The sequence below is a fragment of the Streptomyces sp. UNOB3_S3 genome, from assembly GCF_020740895.1.
GTDB lineage: Bacteria > Actinomycetota > Actinomycetes > Streptomycetales > Streptomycetaceae > Streptomyces.
The window spans coordinates 1-15,702 of the sequence record NZ_JAILXP010000160.1 but is presented as its reverse complement, the minus strand read 5'-3'; the positions used below and the strand labels follow the sequence as shown (position 1 = coordinate 15,702).

At 71.5% G+C, this 15,702-nt stretch carries 13 protein-coding genes and 1 pseudogene; 10 read left to right on the top strand and 4 right to left on the bottom strand.

Annotation, left to right across the window (positions count from 1 at the left end; translation table 11 throughout):
• Positions 1 to 136, top strand: a 136-nt coding sequence (locus tag K6I33_RS18705; RefSeq protein ID WP_229353833.1) for a lipase maturation factor family protein, incomplete at its 5' end; no start/stop codon positions are given.
• A gap of 44 nt (positions 137 to 180) precedes the next feature.
• Here the strand turns inward: K6I33_RS18705 and K6I33_RS18700 are convergent.
• Complete coding sequence (locus tag K6I33_RS18700) at positions 181 to 1,602, bottom strand: NAD(P)/FAD-dependent oxidoreductase (protein ID WP_229353822.1); 1,422 nt, start codon at positions 1,600 to 1,602, stop codon at positions 181 to 183.
• 116 nt (positions 1,603 to 1,718) lie between these two features.
• Here K6I33_RS18700 and K6I33_RS18695 point away from each other — a divergent pair, with 116 nt between their 5' ends.
• Together K6I33_RS18695 and ligD (K6I33_RS18690) are read left to right on the top strand one after the other, a co-directional pair.
• Positions 1,719 to 2,732, top strand: coding sequence for a PHP domain-containing protein (locus K6I33_RS18695; RefSeq protein WP_229353817.1), 1,014 nt, complete (start codon positions 1,719 to 1,721; stop codon positions 2,730 to 2,732).
• Between the two features lie 35 nt (positions 2,733 to 2,767).
• Positions 2,768 to 3,691, top strand: a complete 924-nt coding sequence (gene ligD / locus K6I33_RS18690; RefSeq protein ID WP_229353831.1) for a non-homologous end-joining DNA ligase — start codon at positions 2,768 to 2,770, stop codon at positions 3,689 to 3,691.
• 87 nt (positions 3,692 to 3,778) lie between these two features.
• Here the strand turns inward: ligD (K6I33_RS18690) and ligD (K6I33_RS18685) are convergent, their stop codons facing one another.
• Positions 3,779 to 4,684, bottom strand: a complete 906-nt coding sequence (gene ligD, locus K6I33_RS18685) for a non-homologous end-joining DNA ligase (RefSeq protein WP_229353815.1) — start codon at positions 4,682 to 4,684, stop codon at positions 3,779 to 3,781.
• Positions 4,685 to 4,716: 32 nt separating this feature from the next.
• Between ligD (K6I33_RS18685) and K6I33_RS18680 the strand changes: the two genes are divergently transcribed.
• Positions 4,717 to 5,679 carry a Ku protein gene (locus tag K6I33_RS18680; RefSeq protein ID WP_229353812.1) on the top strand — a complete coding sequence of 321 codons (963 nt, stop codon included), beginning with the start codon at positions 4,717 to 4,719 and terminating at the stop codon, positions 5,677 to 5,679.
• Between the two features lie 77 nt (positions 5,680 to 5,756).
• Here K6I33_RS18680 and K6I33_RS18675 read toward each other — a convergent pair whose 3' ends face one another.
• A complete protein-coding gene (locus K6I33_RS18675; protein WP_229353807.1) occupies positions 5,757 to 8,537 on the bottom strand; it encodes an AAA family ATPase in 2,781 nt (926 codons plus the stop codon).
• A 385-nt stretch (positions 8,538 to 8,922) separates the two neighbouring features.
• Here K6I33_RS18675 and K6I33_RS18670 point away from each other — a divergent pair, with 385 nt between their 5' ends.
• From K6I33_RS18670 to K6I33_RS18650, 5 genes are read left to right on the top strand one after another with little or no spacing between them, the layout of a single operon-like run.
• Positions 8,923 to 10,428, top strand: coding sequence for an ATP-binding protein (locus K6I33_RS18670; RefSeq protein ID WP_229353806.1), 1,506 nt, complete (start codon positions 8,923 to 8,925; stop codon positions 10,426 to 10,428).
• Between the two features lie 28 nt (positions 10,429 to 10,456).
• Positions 10,457 to 10,843 (top strand): roadblock/LC7 domain-containing protein, encoded by a 387-nt coding sequence (locus tag K6I33_RS18665; protein ID WP_229353828.1) that lies wholly within the window; start codon positions 10,457 to 10,459, stop codon positions 10,841 to 10,843.
• On the top strand, positions 10,840 to 11,214 hold the full coding sequence (locus tag K6I33_RS18660) for a DUF742 domain-containing protein (protein WP_229353805.1): 375 nt from the start codon (positions 10,840 to 10,842) through the stop codon (positions 11,212 to 11,214). The genes K6I33_RS18665 and K6I33_RS18660 overlap by 4 nt, the downstream gene beginning before the upstream one ends.
• Entirely contained in the window at positions 11,195 to 11,818 is a 624-nt protein-coding gene (locus K6I33_RS18655) for an ATP/GTP-binding protein (protein ID WP_229353804.1), read from the top strand. The genes K6I33_RS18660 and K6I33_RS18655 overlap by 20 nt, the downstream gene beginning before the upstream one ends.
• On the top strand, positions 11,815 to 13,254 hold the full coding sequence (locus K6I33_RS18650; RefSeq protein ID WP_374285090.1) for a cytochrome P450: 1,440 nt from the start codon (positions 11,815 to 11,817) through the stop codon (positions 13,252 to 13,254). The genes K6I33_RS18655 and K6I33_RS18650 overlap by 4 nt, the downstream gene beginning before the upstream one ends.
• 110 nt (positions 13,255 to 13,364) lie before the next feature.
• Here K6I33_RS18650 and K6I33_RS18645 read toward each other — a convergent pair whose 3' ends face one another.
• On the bottom strand, positions 13,365 to 14,426 hold the full coding sequence (locus K6I33_RS18645; RefSeq protein WP_229353802.1) for a hypothetical protein: 1,062 nt from the start codon (positions 14,424 to 14,426) through the stop codon (positions 13,365 to 13,367).
• Positions 14,427 to 15,364: 938 nt separating this feature from the next.
• Between K6I33_RS18645 and K6I33_RS18640 the strand changes: the two are divergent.
• Positions 15,365 to 15,702: pseudogene (locus K6I33_RS18640) on the top strand (apolipoprotein N-acyltransferase); the annotation flags it as partial.

Below are 15,702 nucleotides of genomic sequence, written 5' to 3'. Positions count from 1 at the left end.
GCCCCCCACCCACGTCCGTGCCCGCCTCTACCTCTACCGCTTCACGACCTGGCGCGAGCTCCGCGAGACGGGCTGCTGGTGGCACCGGACGCTGGTGCGCGAGTATCTGCCGCCGGCCCGGCTGGCCCGGCCGTGAGGCCGCGCCCCGAAGGGGCGCGGGGAACTGCGCCGGGCCGGGTCTCAGACCGGCGCCAGGCCCGCCCGCGCGCGCTCGGCCGCCGTGATCGGCGGCTCCGGTGGCGGCAGCCGCCGGGGACCGCGGGCCACCCGGGCGAGCACACCGGGCGTGAACAGCGCCGTCATGGGCGCCGACAGGGTCATCACGTCCACCATGGCCCGGGTCAGGGCCGGGTCCACGGTCGCGGTGAGCATCATCCGCTGGACATAGCCCCGCAGCAGCCGCGCCGCGGCCGGCGGCCGCTCCCCGATCGCGCCCGGGTAGTGGATGTCCTCGCCCACCGCCATCGCCCAGGGCCCGTCCACCGTACGGGCCACCGCGCGCTGCGCCCGCCGGGCCGTCCGGGGATCGCCCAGCACCTGCCCGTCCAGGACCTCGCGCAGCGCGACCGCGCCGTGCGCGGCGACCGACATCCCGTGCCCGTAGACGGGGTTGTACGCCGCCACCGCGTCCCCCGTGACGACGAGACCGCCCGGCCAGGACGCCATCCGTTCGAAGTAGCGGCGGCGGTTGACCGTGGAGCGGTTGAGCCGCACCTCGGTCAGCGGCTCCGCGCGGGCGATCAGATCGGCCACCAGCGGATGCCGCAGCCGGCGCGCGAACGGCTCGAACTCCCCCGCCTCCCGCGAGGGTTCCCCTCCCCGCGTCCCGGACACGGTCACCAGCCAGCGCCCGCCCTCCACCGGGTGCATCGTCACCCCCTGGCCGGGCAGAACCGAATCCGGGCGGGGGGCGACGCTCACGACGGGGAAGTCCTCCGCGCCCGGGGGCGCCCGGAAGAGGCGCGTCGCGTAGACCAGGCCCGAGTCGACGGTCTCCTCCCGGACGGCGGGGAGCCCCAGCTCCACCAGCCACCGCGCGGCCTGCGACCCCCGCCCGGTCGCGTCGACGACCAGCGCGGCCGGGAGCGGCCGCGCCTCGCGCGCGCCCACCGCGCCGATCCGCACGCCCGTCACCCGCCGGGCGTCGCCCAGGAGCCCCTGGACCTCGACGCCGTCCCGGAGCGTGATCCGCGGATGGTCCAGCACCCGCTCCCGTACCACCGCGTCCAGCAGGTCCCGGCTGCACGAGATCAGGAACTGCGCCTCCGGCGTACGGGGGATCCAGCCCTGCGACGACAGCGACACCAGCGCCGTCGGCAGCGCCACCCGCCGGGCGCCCGCCGCCAGCCACCGTCCGGTGATCCCGGGCAGCAGCGACTCCACCGCCCGCGCCCCGCCCGCGAGCATCAGATGCGCGTGCCGGGCCTGGGGCAGCCCCTTGCGGGGCAGGGCCCCGGACGGCAGCCGGTCCCGTTCGACGACCACCACCTCGTCGGCGTGGTCCGCCAGCACCGAGGCGGCCAGCATCCCCGCCATCCCGCCACCCAGCACCACGGCCCGGCGCCCGGGAACGGCGCCGCCGTCGCTGTGCGCATCGCTCATGCCCGCTCCTTCTCCGTCACGGTGGGGACAGTGGATGGTCTGCCCATACCGCGCGCGCCCGGAACACATGCGCGCCGCTCCCCCGTACCGCACGGTGGTGGTGTGGAGGTGGTGCCATGGAGCCCGTGGAGGCGCTGGAGCGCGTCGCGTTCCTGCTGGAGCGCTCGCAGGCGCCGACGTACCGCGTGAAGGCGTTCCGGACGGCCGCCGCCGTGATCCGCGAGCTCCCCGGCGAGGAGCTGCGGCGGCGCGCGGCCGACGGCTCCCTGACGGCCCTGGGCGGCATCGGCCCCAGCACCGCGGGCGTGGTCGCCGAGTCCCTCACGGGCCGGGTGCCCGGCTATCTGGCGCGGCTGGAGGAGGACACGGGCGGCCCGCTCGCCGAGGGCGGGCTGGCCCTGCGGAAGGCCCTGCGCGGCGACTGCCATCTCCACTCCGACTGGTCGGACGGCGGCAGCGGCATCGAGGAGATGGCCCGCGCCGCCCGCGCGCTCGGCCACGAGTGGGCCGTGCTCACCGACCACTCCCCCCGGCTCACCATCGCCCGCGGACTGTCCCCGGAGCGGCTGCGACGGCAGCTCGACGTGGTCGCCGAGGTGAACGCGCTGCTGGGCGACGGCTTCCGGCTGCTGACGGGCATCGAGTGCGACATCCTCGCCGACGGCGCGCTCGACCAGGAGGAGGAACTGCTGGCCCGGCTGGACGTGGTGGTCGCCTCCGTCCACTCCAAGCTGCGGATGGACGCACCGGGCATGACCCGGCGGCTGGTGGCCGCCGTCGCCAGCCCCCTCGTGGACGTCCTGGGGCACTGCACCGGACGGCTGGACGGCGGACGGTCGCGGCCGGAGTCGCAGTTCGACGCGGCCATGGTCTTCGCCGCCTGCGCCCGCTTCGGCACCGCCGTGGAGATCAACTGCCGTCCCGAGCGGCTGGACCCGCCGCGCCGGCTGCTGCGCCGGGCCCTGGACGCGGGCGTACTGTTCGCCATCGACAGCGACGCCCACGCGCCCGGCCAGCTCGACTGGCAGATCTACGGCTGCGCCCGCGCCGAGGAGTGCGGCGTGCCCGCCGACCGGGTCATCACCACCTGGCCGGCGGACCGCCTGCTGGACTGGGCCGGTTCGAAGTGAGCACCCCGCCGCCCGAGCACCCCGCGATCCAGCCGATGCTGGCCACGCCCGGGCCGCTGCCCGCCGAGGGCGAGGACGCCCACTGGGCCTTCGAGGTCAAATGGGACGGTGTGCGCTGCGTCGCCGACGCGCCCGGCGACGGCACCCTGCGCCTGATCACCCGCACGGGCAACGACGCGACCCGCACCTACCCCGAACTCCAGGCGCTCGGCGAACAGCTCCACGGCCGGCCCGTGGTGCTCGACGGCGAGATCGTGGTCCTGGACGCGGAGGGCCGCCCCGACTTCGGGCTGCTCCAGCGCCGGATGGGCGTCGCCAACCCGCGCCGCGCGGCGCACCTGGCGATGGAGTACCCGGTGCATCTGATGCTCTTCGACATCATGTACCTCGACGGCGTCCTCCTCACCGACCTCGGCTACCGCGAGCGCCGGGCCGTGCTCTCGGGGCTGGGCATCGGCGGCCCGAACTGGTCGGTCCCCGCGTACCTCGAGGGCCAGGGGAAACGGGCCTGGGACGCCACGCTGAGCAGCGGCTTCGAGGGCGTGATCGCGAAACGGCTGACCTCGCGGTACGCGTCGGGCGTCCGGTCACCCGACTGGCGCAAGACGAAGCACCTGATCACGATCGATGTGCTGATCGGCGGCTGGACGGAGGGCCAGGGCCGGCTGACCGGCCTGCCCGGGGCGGTCCTGGCCGGGCTGCGCGAGCCCGACGGCCTGCGCTACATCGGCTCCGTGGGCTCCGGGCTCGCCGAGCGGGAACGCGCCGACCTGGCCCGCTATCTGACGGTGGTCCAGCGCCCCGAGTCCCCGTTCGCCGGCCCGGTCGACGTGCCGGACGCGCACTGGGCCGAGCCCCGGCTGGTCGCCGAGGTCGTCTTCAGCGGCTGGACGGCGGCCGGCCGCCTCCGCCACCCCACGTGGCACCGGCTGCGACCGGACCTGACGGATCTGGCGTGACCGTCCGCCCGGCCGGGTCGGTCAGCTGGGCGGGTCGGGAGGACGGCCCGGGCGAACGGGCCGGGAGGCGCCGGTCCGGGAGGCCGGTCACGGCAGCGGGGCCCGCCCGCGCCCCGCGCGCAACCCCGCCAGCGGATCGCCATGACCGGCCACGCGGTCGAGGACGTCCTCCGGGCCGAAGGCCAGCCCGGCCGGGTCCGTGCAGGCCGCGACCTCGTCCCAGCCGACCGGCGCGGCGACACCCGGACGGTCCGGGGTCAGCCGCACCGAGTACGGCGCCACCGTCGTCTTCGCGCTCGCGTTCTGCGACCAGTCGATGAGGACCTTGCCCCGGCGCTCGGCGCGCGCCATGGAGACCACCACCAGCCCGGGGTGCTCGCTCATCATGCGCCCGGCCAGCTCCTTGGCGTACCGGGAGGCGGCCCTGCCCGAGGCGGGCCGGATGGGCGCGTAGAGGTGCAGCCCCTTGGACCCGGAGACCACCGGGTACGCGGTGAGCCCGTCGGCGTCGAGGAGCTGGCGCAGCCGCTGGGCCACGCGGCAGCAGACGACGAGGTCGGTGCCGGGGCCGGGGTCCAGGTCCAGGACGAGGCGGTCGTGCCCGTCCGGGCCCGCCCCGGCCGTCCACTGGGGCACGTGCACCTCGTACGCGCCCAGGTTCACCAGGGCGACCAGCGCGGCCGTGGAGTCCAGCACGATCTGCTCGGTGACCCCCTCACGGTGCTCCACCGGCACCCGGGGCACCCAGTGGGGGGAGCCGCCCGGCGGGTTCTTGGCGACCCAGCTCTGCCCCGCCGGGCCCTCGGGCGCCCGGACGAACGAGGCGGGACGGCCGCGGACGTGCGGCAGCAGCGCCGGGGCGATCCGCGCGTAGTACCGCAGCACCTGCGCCTTGGTGTGCCCCGACCCGGGGAAGAGCACCCGGTCCAGATGGGAGAGGGCCAGCCGGTGACCCTCGACCTCCACCACCTGCCGGTCCGACGAGGCGGGCATAAGGTAGGAATTCCCCGCGGAGGGACGGATCTATGCGGACCATGTGGAAGGGCGCCATCGGCTTCGGCCTGGTCTCCGTTCCCGTACGGCTCTACGCCGCCGTCCAGGAGCACGGGCTCAAGCTCCACCAGGTCCATGACGAGGACGGCGGCCGCATCCACCTCAAGCGGGTCTGCGACGCGTGCGGCAAGGAGATCGACTACGAGCACGTCGCCAGGGGCTACGAGGACGACGAGGGCAACACGGCCGTCGTCACCAAGAACGAGCTGGCGGGTCTGCCCCTGCCGAGCAAGAAGCTCATCGACGTCCTGGCCTTCGTCGACGCCGACCGCATCGACCCCCTGCGGCTCTCCGGCGCCTACTACCTCGCCCCCGAGAGCACGGCCGCCGACAAGCCCTATGTGCTGCTGCGGGAGACGCTGAAGCGGACCGAACGGGTCGCCGTCACCAAGATCGCGCTACGGACCCGGGAGTCGCTGGCCCTGCTGAGGGTCCATGAGGAGCTGCTGGTCCTCCACACCATGTACTGGCCGGACGAGATCCGCGACAGCCAGGGCCTCGCCCCGCCCTCCTCGGTCACCGTGCGGCCGCAGGAGCTCAAGATGGCCACGAGCCTGATGGACACGCTGTCGGAGGACTTCGACCTCGACGCGCTGGAGGACGAGTACGAGATCGCCCTCGGCGAGCTCATCCACGCCCATCTGGATCACCGGCCGGCGCCCCGGGGGAAGACCACGCCCGCGCCCGACAATGTCATCGACCTGATGGCGGCCCTGCAGGCGTCCATCGATTCGGCGGGCGGGAAAAGCGCCGCCCCGAAGGCAGCGGCGAAATCCACCTCGTCGTCCACGTCGTCCGGGCGCGCGAAAAAGACCACGGAATCGAGCAAAGGTGCGAGCAAAAAGGCCGCGGCCAAAAAGACCACGGCCCGGAGCACCACCGCGAAGACGGCGAAAAAGACCGCCTCAAAGAAGACGGGCCGCCGCGTCTCCTGAGCGTTTCGCACAGCAGCCGACAGCCCCTCTTCGCGCCATCACGTACCGACGTCAACCCACGGCGTCAACACGGGAACTCAGTCCGCGGGATCGGCCTCCTCCTCGGCGCCCAGCTCAACGAGCCCCGCCCGGGCGGTACGGACCAGTCCGTCCGCGCCACAGCGCTCCGAGAGCTCCAGGCCTTCCCGCAGCCGCTCCACCGCCTCGGCCTTGTCGCCGCACTCGCGCAGCGCGACTCCATGGTCGACCAGGGCCGCCGCGAGCTCATAGCGGCAGGGCGACATCCGCAGATGGGCGACGGCCTTGCTCAACCTGGCCGGCCGCTCCCGCGGCGCGTCCAGCTTCGCCGCCATGCGCAGCGCCTCGCCGATGGCCGTGTCGGTGCCGAACCGCATGGCGTGCTGGAGCGCCTGGCCGACCAGGCTCCGGGCGCGCTCCGGCTCCTCGTCCTTGATGGCGACGGCGAGGTCGAGCGCCCAAGGCGCCCAGAGGGTGTTGCTCCGACCGCGCTCCTCCAGCCTGCGTCCGGCGGCCTCCAGTTCCGCGATGGCCTCCTTCGTCTTGCCCCTGGCGAGCAGCAACCTGCCCGCCAGGCAGGCGGCGTCAGGAAGGGCGATCGCCGGCGAGTACGGCGGGAGGAAGGAGTTGGCCTCCGCGACCTCCTGGGCCTCGTCGACCTTGCCCCGGGCGAGGAGGGTGTCGATCAGCAGGCATGTGCCGTCCCACTGGATGGGCAGCCCGGGGCCCAGCCGGTGGGCCAGGCCCAGCCCCTTGCGCAGGGCCCGCTCGGCCTCCGCCAGATCGCCGCGACGCCGGAAGACCAGCCCCCGGAAGTCATGGGCGAAGGCGAGGTGGGCACCGCTCCAGCCGGCGATCTCGAAGGCGCGCACGGCCTGGTCGAAGAGTTCCCCGGCCTCGTCGAGCCTGTCGATGTAGGAGCAGACGATCCCGATCTGGCTGGGGATCTCGAAGCCCCACTCCGGGTTGGTCCAGCCCAGGCCGTCCGGGAGCTTGCCGTCCTCCAGGACCCGGTCGATGAACTCGGCGACCTCCAGGGAGTTCTCGCTGCGGAGAAGCCCGTCGAAGGCACGCAGCACGAGCAGGGTGCGCTCGGCGTTGTCCCGTCCCTGCAGATCACGGGCCAGCTCGGCGACGCGCTGGGAGCGGCCGATCGTGTCCTCTTCCTCGACCTGGATGCCCTTCCACATGAAGTAGGCCACCTGCAGGCGCAACTTGCCCGAGCCAGCCGGAGCACGCCTCGCCTGGTCGGCGACCACCTTGGCGGCCTCGTTGAGCTGATTGTTGTGCGCGTAGGCCTGGGCGAGCCGGAAGGTGGCGTCGATGCGCAGATCTTCGCTGAGATCCGGCAGGTCCAGGGCGGCGCGGAGGTGGTTGATCGTGGTCCTGGGCGAGGTCAGCAGCGCGGCGCAGCCCAGCTCGTAGAGCAGCATGGCCCGCTCCTCCTCCGGCGGGGGCTCCAGCAGCGCCCGCTCCAGACAGCGGCGGGCCGCGTCGGGAGCGCCCACGGCGAGGTGTTCCCTGGCCGCCGCGCGCAGCTGGCCGACCACCTCCGCGTCGGCGTCGGGGTGCACCTCCAGCAGATGCCGGGCCGAGACGGCGACCCCCTTGCCCGCGTCGGCGGAGAGCCAGGCGGCCTGCCCGTGCATGGCGGTGCGGGTGCCCGTCGGGATCGCCCGGTAGACGGCGGTGGCGATGAGCGGGTGGACGAACTCCAGCGTCTCGGCGCCGACGAGGATCCGGGCCTCCCGAAGCTGGTCGGCGCGCTGCTCGGCCTCGGCGGGGCCCATCCCCGCCAGGTTGGCGGCGAGCCTCAGCTCGATCTCCGTGCCGAGGACGGCCGCCGCGTAGGCGAACCGGGTCACGGCGGAGCCCAGCTGCTCGAGCCGGGCGACCAGGCCCGGGCCCCGGGCCGCCGCACCGAGGTCGCGCAGCAGCGCGGCGGACTCCTCGACCGGATCCATGTCGCGGTCCCGTGCCTTGGCTATCAGCTCGACGGCCTCATAGGGATTTCCGCCGGTGACCGCCCAGACCTCCCGGCAGAACGGATCGTCCGCCCCGGGGCCGAGGGCGTCGCGCACCAGCCCGGCCACCGCCTCGGGGGTCAGGGCGCGCAGCTCGACGGGGCGGGCCACCCGCCCGGCGACCAGGTCCTTGAAGCCCGGGGTGTGGTCGGGCAGTTCCAGGGGCCGGTAAGCCAGCACGACGAGGAGCGGCATCTCCCGCAGCCGTACGGCGAAGGAGGTGAGCCACGTCAGGGACTCGGGATCGGCCCAGTGGGCGTCGTCGACGATGACGACCAAGGGCTTCCGGTTGAGGGCGAGTTGGGTGATCACCCAGTCGAGTCCGTCGCGGACGCCCTGGGGGTCGGCCAGCGGGCCGACGGGCGGGGTGATGCCGAGCGCCGGGCCGGCGATGTCGTGCCAGTCGCCGAGCAGCTCCCGCCGGGCCTCCTGCGTCATCGCGGCGAGCTCGGGCTGGAGGAGCTGCCGGACGACCGTGAAGGGGACTCTCTCGGCGGACTTGCTGCCGCGCCCGAAGAGCACGGTGCAGTCGTCGCGCTCCCCGGCGACGTGGCGCACATGGGTGAGCAACGCCGTTTTACCCAGGCCGGCTTCACCGCTGACGAGGAGCAGGCCACCTTCCTTCAGTCCCTCGGCCCCTCCGGGCTCCCCGGACTCACGGACCTCACCGGCCTCGAGGGCCTCTTCGTTCTCAGTGCTCTCCTTCTGGATCTCACGGCCGCAGAGGCCGTACACCGCCCGCTCGACGACGGATAGCTCGCGCTCTCGCTCGAACAGGGCGGCAGATAGGACGCGTTCACGCTGTTGCCCCGACATGACGGTGTCTCCCCGGAGGATGTGGTGGAGCGAGCCTAGCCCCGTCCACCGGCCAAGGGGCAGGGTTCGGTGGACGGACCACCCGTGAGCGTGACCTTCACTCCGGGCCGAACGCGCCCCCTGCCATTCGGAAATGCATTCGCCCGCTAGGGCGTGGGCCATTATGAAGCCTTTCGAATTCGCTCGTCAGCTCATTCCGCGAATATGACAAGTTCGCGCCGGGATCGTCCGACGACCGGCTACGCTCCATGTCGCGCAGCGGGCCGCCGTGTGTACGGCCCGTCGCGGTCAAGTGCTGTGCTGCCGCCGCCTTTCCCGTGGAGAAGCGAGGAAAATGCCGCGCTCCGGCACCCACTCCCTTGTCTCAAGAGTTCCGAGGATCTCGATGGTTGGTACAGGCTCGTCGGCTCCCAGGCGGCCCGCCTCCGCGCTCATATGGCTGATCTCCCCACTGGTGCTGGCCGTGTGCGCGGTCACGGCGGTCCTGTCCGTGGCCCCGGCGGCGCGCGCGCCCGTGATCTGGTGCGGAGCGGCGGCCACCGTCGCGGTGGGGCTGGCCTCCGCGGAGGCGGCGCGGCGCGGCAGGGTGATCGGGGGGCTGCGCCGGCGCCTGGCCGAGCGGGAGGCGCTCCTCCAGCGCCGGCTGGACCAGCACGACGCCGAGACCTGGCGTTTCGCCCGGGACGTCCTCCCCGAAGCGCTCAAGCTGATGCGCCGCGGCGCCCCCACCGACCAGGTCGTGCGGGTCACCGTCCCGGCCCATGAGCTGGAGCCCGGCTTCTCCGCCGCGCACCGGGCCGTGGTGCGGTCCGTCATCGAGGCGGTGCAGCAGGAGGAGGCGCTGCGTGACGCGGCCCACCGCGCGTTCGTCAACATCGCCCGCCGGATGCAGGCGATCGTGCACCAGCAGGCGTACGACATCCGGGAGATGGAGCACAAGCACGGCAACAACCCCGATGTCTTCGGCGACCTGCTGCACCTCGACCACGGCAATGCCCTGACCGGCCGTCTCGCGGACAGCATCGCGGTCCTGGGCGGCTCGCGCCCCGGCCGTCAGTGGCGTTCCGAGATCCCGCTCTACAACGTGCTGCGCGGCGCGATGTCGCGCATCCTCGAGTACCGTCGCGTCGACCTCCACTCCGTGGCGGACGTGGCCGTGGTGGGTCCCGCCGTCGAGCCGGTCATCCACGCCCTGGCCGAGCTGCTGGACAACGCCACCCGGTACTCGCCGCCGCAGACCCGGGTCCATCTGACCGCCGTCGACATCCAGTCCGGGATCGCGGTCGAGATCGAGGACGCCGGGGTCGGCCTCACCGACGAGGCCCGCCGCCGCACCGACCGGGTGCTCTCCAAGGAGGGCGGCCTGGACCTGGACGACCTCGGCGAGTCCCCGCGGCTGGGGCTGGCGGTGGTCAGCCGGCTGGCCAACACCTATGACTTCATCGTGTCGCTGCGGCCCTCGGCCTACGGCGGCGTCCGCGCGGTGCTGGTCATCCCGCCGAACCTGATCACCGCGAGCAGGTTCCCCGGTGGCGACATCGCCCGCGCCCCCAAGCTTCCGCCCGCCAAGAAGAAGCGGCGCCCCGGCTCCATCCCCGCCCAGCCGTCCTCGACGCCGATGATGGACAGTCCCGTGCCACCACCGATGGGCGACAGCGGTCTGCCCCAGCGCCGCCGGCGGCGCGGGCCGGCCCCGCTCCCCTTCGGCCGGGGCGCGGCCGCCGAGCGGGCCCGGAACGCGGCGGAGCGGCGCAAGCCCGCCCCGTCCGCGCCCGAGGAGCCGCCGCAGCCCGGACTGTGGCTGGCCGCGTTCACCAGCGGCATCAACGGCGAGCTGCACGAGCAGAACGGGCGGCCCATCACCGACAACCCGTCAGACAAGGAAGAGTAGCCAAGTGACGCAGCAGCCGCGGTTCAACATGGACTGGATGCTCAAGGACCTGGCCACCAGCGTCCCCAAGACCCGCCACGTGATCGTGCTGTCCTCGGACGGCCTGCGGATGGCCCAGTACGACACGGAACCGGAGGTCGCCGACCGTCTCGCCGCCGCCTGCGCGGGACTGCAGAGCCTCTCAGCGGCCATCGCCCAGGAGTTCCCGCACGGGGACGGGGAGATGCGCCTGGTCGTGATCGAGGTCGACGGCGGCTTCTTCTACCTCATGGCCGCCGGGGCCGGGGCGTATCTGGCCGTACTGGCCGACGACGACGTGGACGCCGGGCTGATGGGCATGAAGATGCGGGACCTGGTGGCCCGCATCGGCTCCCATCTCACCAGCCCGCCCCGGGTCGGCGGGGCGGCCACGTGAACGGATCCCGACCCGGTGACGAGCCCGGTGCGGAGCCACCCGGCAATCCGGACCGGCTGTACATCCTCAGTACGGCGGAGACCCGGGCCAGACCCACGACGCACCTCGATCTGGTCACCCTGATCGTCTCCCGCGCGGAGCCCGACCCCGGCCTCCAGCCCGAGCACGCCGCCGTCGTGCGGATGTGCGACTTCCCCCTCTCGGTCGCGGAGATATCCGCCTATCTGGAGCTGCCGGTGAGCACCCTGACCCCACTCCTCACCGAACTGCTCGCCGGCGGAAAGGTCGAGGCCCGACCGCCGGTGCCCGCGGCCGCGCTGCCCGACGTCCGAATCCTTGAGGCGGTGATGCATGGACTACAGAAGCTCTGAGAGCTACGCCGGGCCGCGCAGCGAGGACATCCTTCCCGCCACGGCCACCGCGGCCGTCAAGGTCGTCATCGTCGGAGGCTTCGGGGTCGGCAAGACGACCCTGGTGGGCTCGGTCAGCGAGATCCGGCCGCTGACCACCGAGGAGACGATGACCCAGGCCGGTGTCGGCGTGGACGACCTCGCCGGCATCGAGCAGAAGACCGAGACCACGGTGGCCATGGACTTCGGCCGCATCAGCATCAACGACCAGTTGGTGCTGTACCTGTTCGGCACGCCCGGCCAGGAGCGGTTCTGGTTCCTCTGGAACGGCCTCTTCGAGGGCGCCCTCGGCGCGGTCGTGCTCCTCGACACCCGCCGGATGGAGGTCAGCTATGACGTGATCGGCCGCCTGGAGGAGCGCGGCGTCCCCTTCGTCGTCGGCGTCAACGCCTTCCCCGGCGCCCCCAGATACCCCGTGTCGGAACTCCGGGCCGCGATGGACCTGGACGACTCCGTCCCCATGATCGACTGCGACGCCCGCGACCGCGCGTCCTGCCGCGACATCCTGATGGCGCTGATGCGCTATCTCTACACCCTCACGACCGTCTCCACGGAGCCCCAGTGACCAACCCCCCCGAACACGCCCGCACCGACTCCCTCATGGCACCACCGCCGGGATGCCCGGCACACATCGGCGCGTCCCACGCGGGCGCCTCCCGCCTCTACGGCCCGGAGGCCGAGTCGGACCCGTACGGGCTGTACGAGCGGCTGCGCGCCAAACACGGTCCGGTGGCGCCGGTGCTGCTCTCCGGAGATCTGCCGGCGTGGCTGGTGCTGGGGTACCGGGAGAATCTGGACGTGGCACGTACGCCCTCCCGGTTCTCGCGGGATTCCCGGCACTGGCGCGAGTTCCGCGAGGGAAGGGTCCCTCCCGATCACCCGTTGGCGCCCGTCACCGCCTGGCAGCCGATCTGCGTCTTCGCCGACGGCGAGCAGCACGAGCGATGGCGTGGTGCCGTGAACGACAGCATCGCGCGTTTCGACAAGAGGGGTATCCGCCGCCATGTGACGCAGTGCGTCAATCAGCTGGTCGACCGGTTCTGCGCCGAAGGCCGCGCCGATCTCGTGAGCCAGTTCGCGGAGCACCTCCCGATGATGGCCATGACCCAGCTGCTCGGCATGCCCGAGGAGTACAGCCCCCAGCTGGCCAAGGCCGCCCTCGACATGCTCAGGGGCACCGAGACCGCGGTCGCGAGCAATGAGTTTCTTCAGGACACGCTGCGCAAGCTTGTCGCACGGAAGCGCTCCCAGCCCGGCGCCGACTTCACCTCCTGGCTGCTGGACCATCCCTCCGGTCTCTCGGACGACGAGGTACAGCAGCATCTGCGGCTCGTCATGATCGCCGCCTACGAATCCACTGTGAATGTCATCGCGAACACCCTGAAGATGGTGCTCACCGACATCCGCTTCCGGGCCTCCCTGGCGGGCGGGCATATGACGCTGCCCGATGCCGTAGAGCAAGTACTCTGGGACGAACCGCCGTTCATCACCATCCTGGGCCGCTGGGCGACGCAGGACACGGAGCTCGGGGGGCAGCACATCAAGTCGGGCGACGCGCTGGTCATGGGGCTGGCCGCCGCGAACATGGACAAGGTGGTCCGGCCCGACCTCGACGCGCCCATCCACGGCAACCGCGCCCACCTCGCCTTCAGTGGCGGAGCACACGAATGCCCCGGCCAGGACGTGGGACGAGCCATCGCGGGCACGGGTATCGACGCCCTGCTGTGGCGACTTCCCGACCTCACACTCGCCTGCGAGGAGTCCGAACTCACCTATCTCTCGGCCATGATGAGTCGCCGCCTGACCGAGCTGCCGGTGAAGTTCACGCCGCATCAGCCGCAGCTCCCGGATCTCGCCGACTACGAGACTCCGTCCGCCCAGCCGGATGCCCTGGGGAACCGAGCGACCGCTCCGACAGGGACTCCTGAGGAGTCGACGCCGGCGCGTTCCTCGTGGTGGCGGTCGATCACGAAGTGGCGGTGGCTGCGCAGCCGTCGCTGAGCTTGATCGCGACACCGGAACACCTTCCAGATGCCTCCCTGTACACCGGATCCGTACGGGGGGCATCTGGTGGCCGGCCAAGCGCCGTATCCGCCCAAGCGCCCGACCTGTCAGCCGACCGGGACAACCTCGGCGGTCGGGTGCCGCTCTGCGAGCGGACCGCCTTCCGGGGCGTAGCGGCGTGCACTGGTGTACCAAGCGTAGAGCCCTGCCAGGAAACCGAGGGCTCCCTTCAGCCATGCCTCCAGGTCGGCGCGCTCGCCCGGGTTCAGCCCGGCTTGCCGGACGACCGGGGGCAGTTCGGTCTGCGCGAGGTGCTCGAAATAGCGGAGCCTGGCATCGACCAGATCAGCCGCGGCGTACAACGCCTCCTGCACCGAGACACCCAGGGAGGCTTTGAGGACAACCACGAGGTTGTTGACGTCGTGTTCGTCGTCGACTTCCCGCTGATAGGAGACTATGTCGTTCGCGAGTCCCATGTGGTCCATAAAAGCGTCGAACAGGGCGGAGACGGTCCGAGTGCGCCTGATGCTCTCAGGGATCGCCGCTCCGGTGGAGAGCTCGACAAAACACGGGGCGGTGTAGGCCGCGAAGCTTTCGCGCCGGAACAGGGCATACTCAATGAGATCGGGGACACGACCCGCGAGGTTGTTGACCAGCTCCTGCACACCCGCGTCGACATACCTCCGCAGGGCTCGGTTCAGCTCCTGCCGCATATGCGCCGGTGTGGAGCGGAGCAGGTCGTACTGGAGGTCGACCAGCCCCTTTTCTACGGAATTGACCGGATCGGGCACCTCCGCACCAGGAACCGGCGACAGGAAGAAATGAAGGCGGGCAGTAAAGGCCCGCGCCCCCGGCAGGTCGCCCGTTCGTTTGAACTTGAAAGCAAAGTGGTCGTCCCAGGCCAGCGTCCAGAGCATGAGCCTGTGAACGAGCCGGAGATCGGCGAGCGAGGCGTCGGGCACGGTCCACGCCGTCAGCCGGTCAACGGCCATGGCATGAAACTGGGACGTATCCCAGATGGCGCCGCAGGCGGACAACGCACCACAGTCGAGCATGCCCATGCGACGGGCCCACGTCTCATTCTCCTCGCGTAGAGCCGGGAAGTGGGAATTCACGTGCGCGGGATACGGCATCCGCAGTTGCGGGAGCTCGATGGTCTGTCGTGTCACGGGGCCCCTCCTACCGGGCTTCCATCCTGATTTCGGCTACCGATTATCACGATTCCCGGCACCCACCGTATTTGAGGAGGTGCCGGCCGGGAAGCATCTGGCCTCCTTCCGATTCCTGGCACTCGTGGACTTCTGGCAGCTCCGACTCACCGCAACGGCAGGAGGCACGAAGACCGCACACCGACTGCGGGAGAGAGATAGGATGCGGTTTCTCGGCAGACCACTACACCCGGTCAGGGATCACGCAGCGGCCCGGGGATCCGTCCCTCTTGGGCCCGAGCGTTTCATCCAGGAGGAATATGCCTGCCGCCAGGCGGGATTCAAGAGCCGCACGACCGAGAAGCCCGGGCGATCTGGTGCTCATGAGACCCCCACCATGAGTACGGAAAGTGCAGCCCATACTCTCCAGGCACCTCAGGTGTCCGATAGGCGGAGTGAAAGAGCAGAGAACAGGGCTGGCTGCTCCGACAGGTGAGGCGAAGTATTGGCCGCTGGAGCGCCGTTCACCGACACCGTCTGCCCCTGGCAGTGCTTCTCGCCGCCTGTTTGAGCTGACATCCGCGCGCGATGAGTCATGCCTGCCGAGAGGAAGCCGCCCATGGAGTGAAGACCCTTCGGGGAGACGCGGAGATTCGCATGATGCCTCGCATTATCTGCAAATACGCTTACCCCTCTGTGGGGCACTTTGCTCTCATGCGTGGAACACAGGCCACGAGGATGTCCCGATCTCGGTCAGGACGCGACCGAATACCTCCTTGACACCGGCGGAGCCGGCGCCGTGCGTCCAGATCAAGACCACTGGCGAAGTCACCCAGACATCTGGCCTCATTGGTAAACAGGATTCCCGACGCGGACAGGATCTGCGCATGCGTGGTGCCCCAGGCAAGCGACCGGGCATGTCCCACACTGATGATCAGCACGCTTGAGGGAGGCACGTGATGACGATGCTGTCGTCAACGGAGCGGCTGGGACGGTTTCTCGCCTCGCCATGGTGGCGGGCCGGGCTGGCGGTCCTCGCCGGTGCCCTGCCCGCTCTCGCCTTCCCCGCCCCCTCCCTGTGGTGGCTGGCCTGGGTGGCGCTCGTGCCGTGGATGCTGCTCATCCGGGCGGCGCCCACGCCGCGACGGGCCGCGGTGGAGGGGTGGCTGGGCGGGGCCGGGTTTCTGCTGGCTGTGCATCACTGGCTGCTGCCCAGCTTGCATGTGTTCATCCTGGTGCTGGCGGCACTGCTGGGGCTGTTGTGGGCGCCCTGGGGGCTGATCGTGCACCGGTTGCT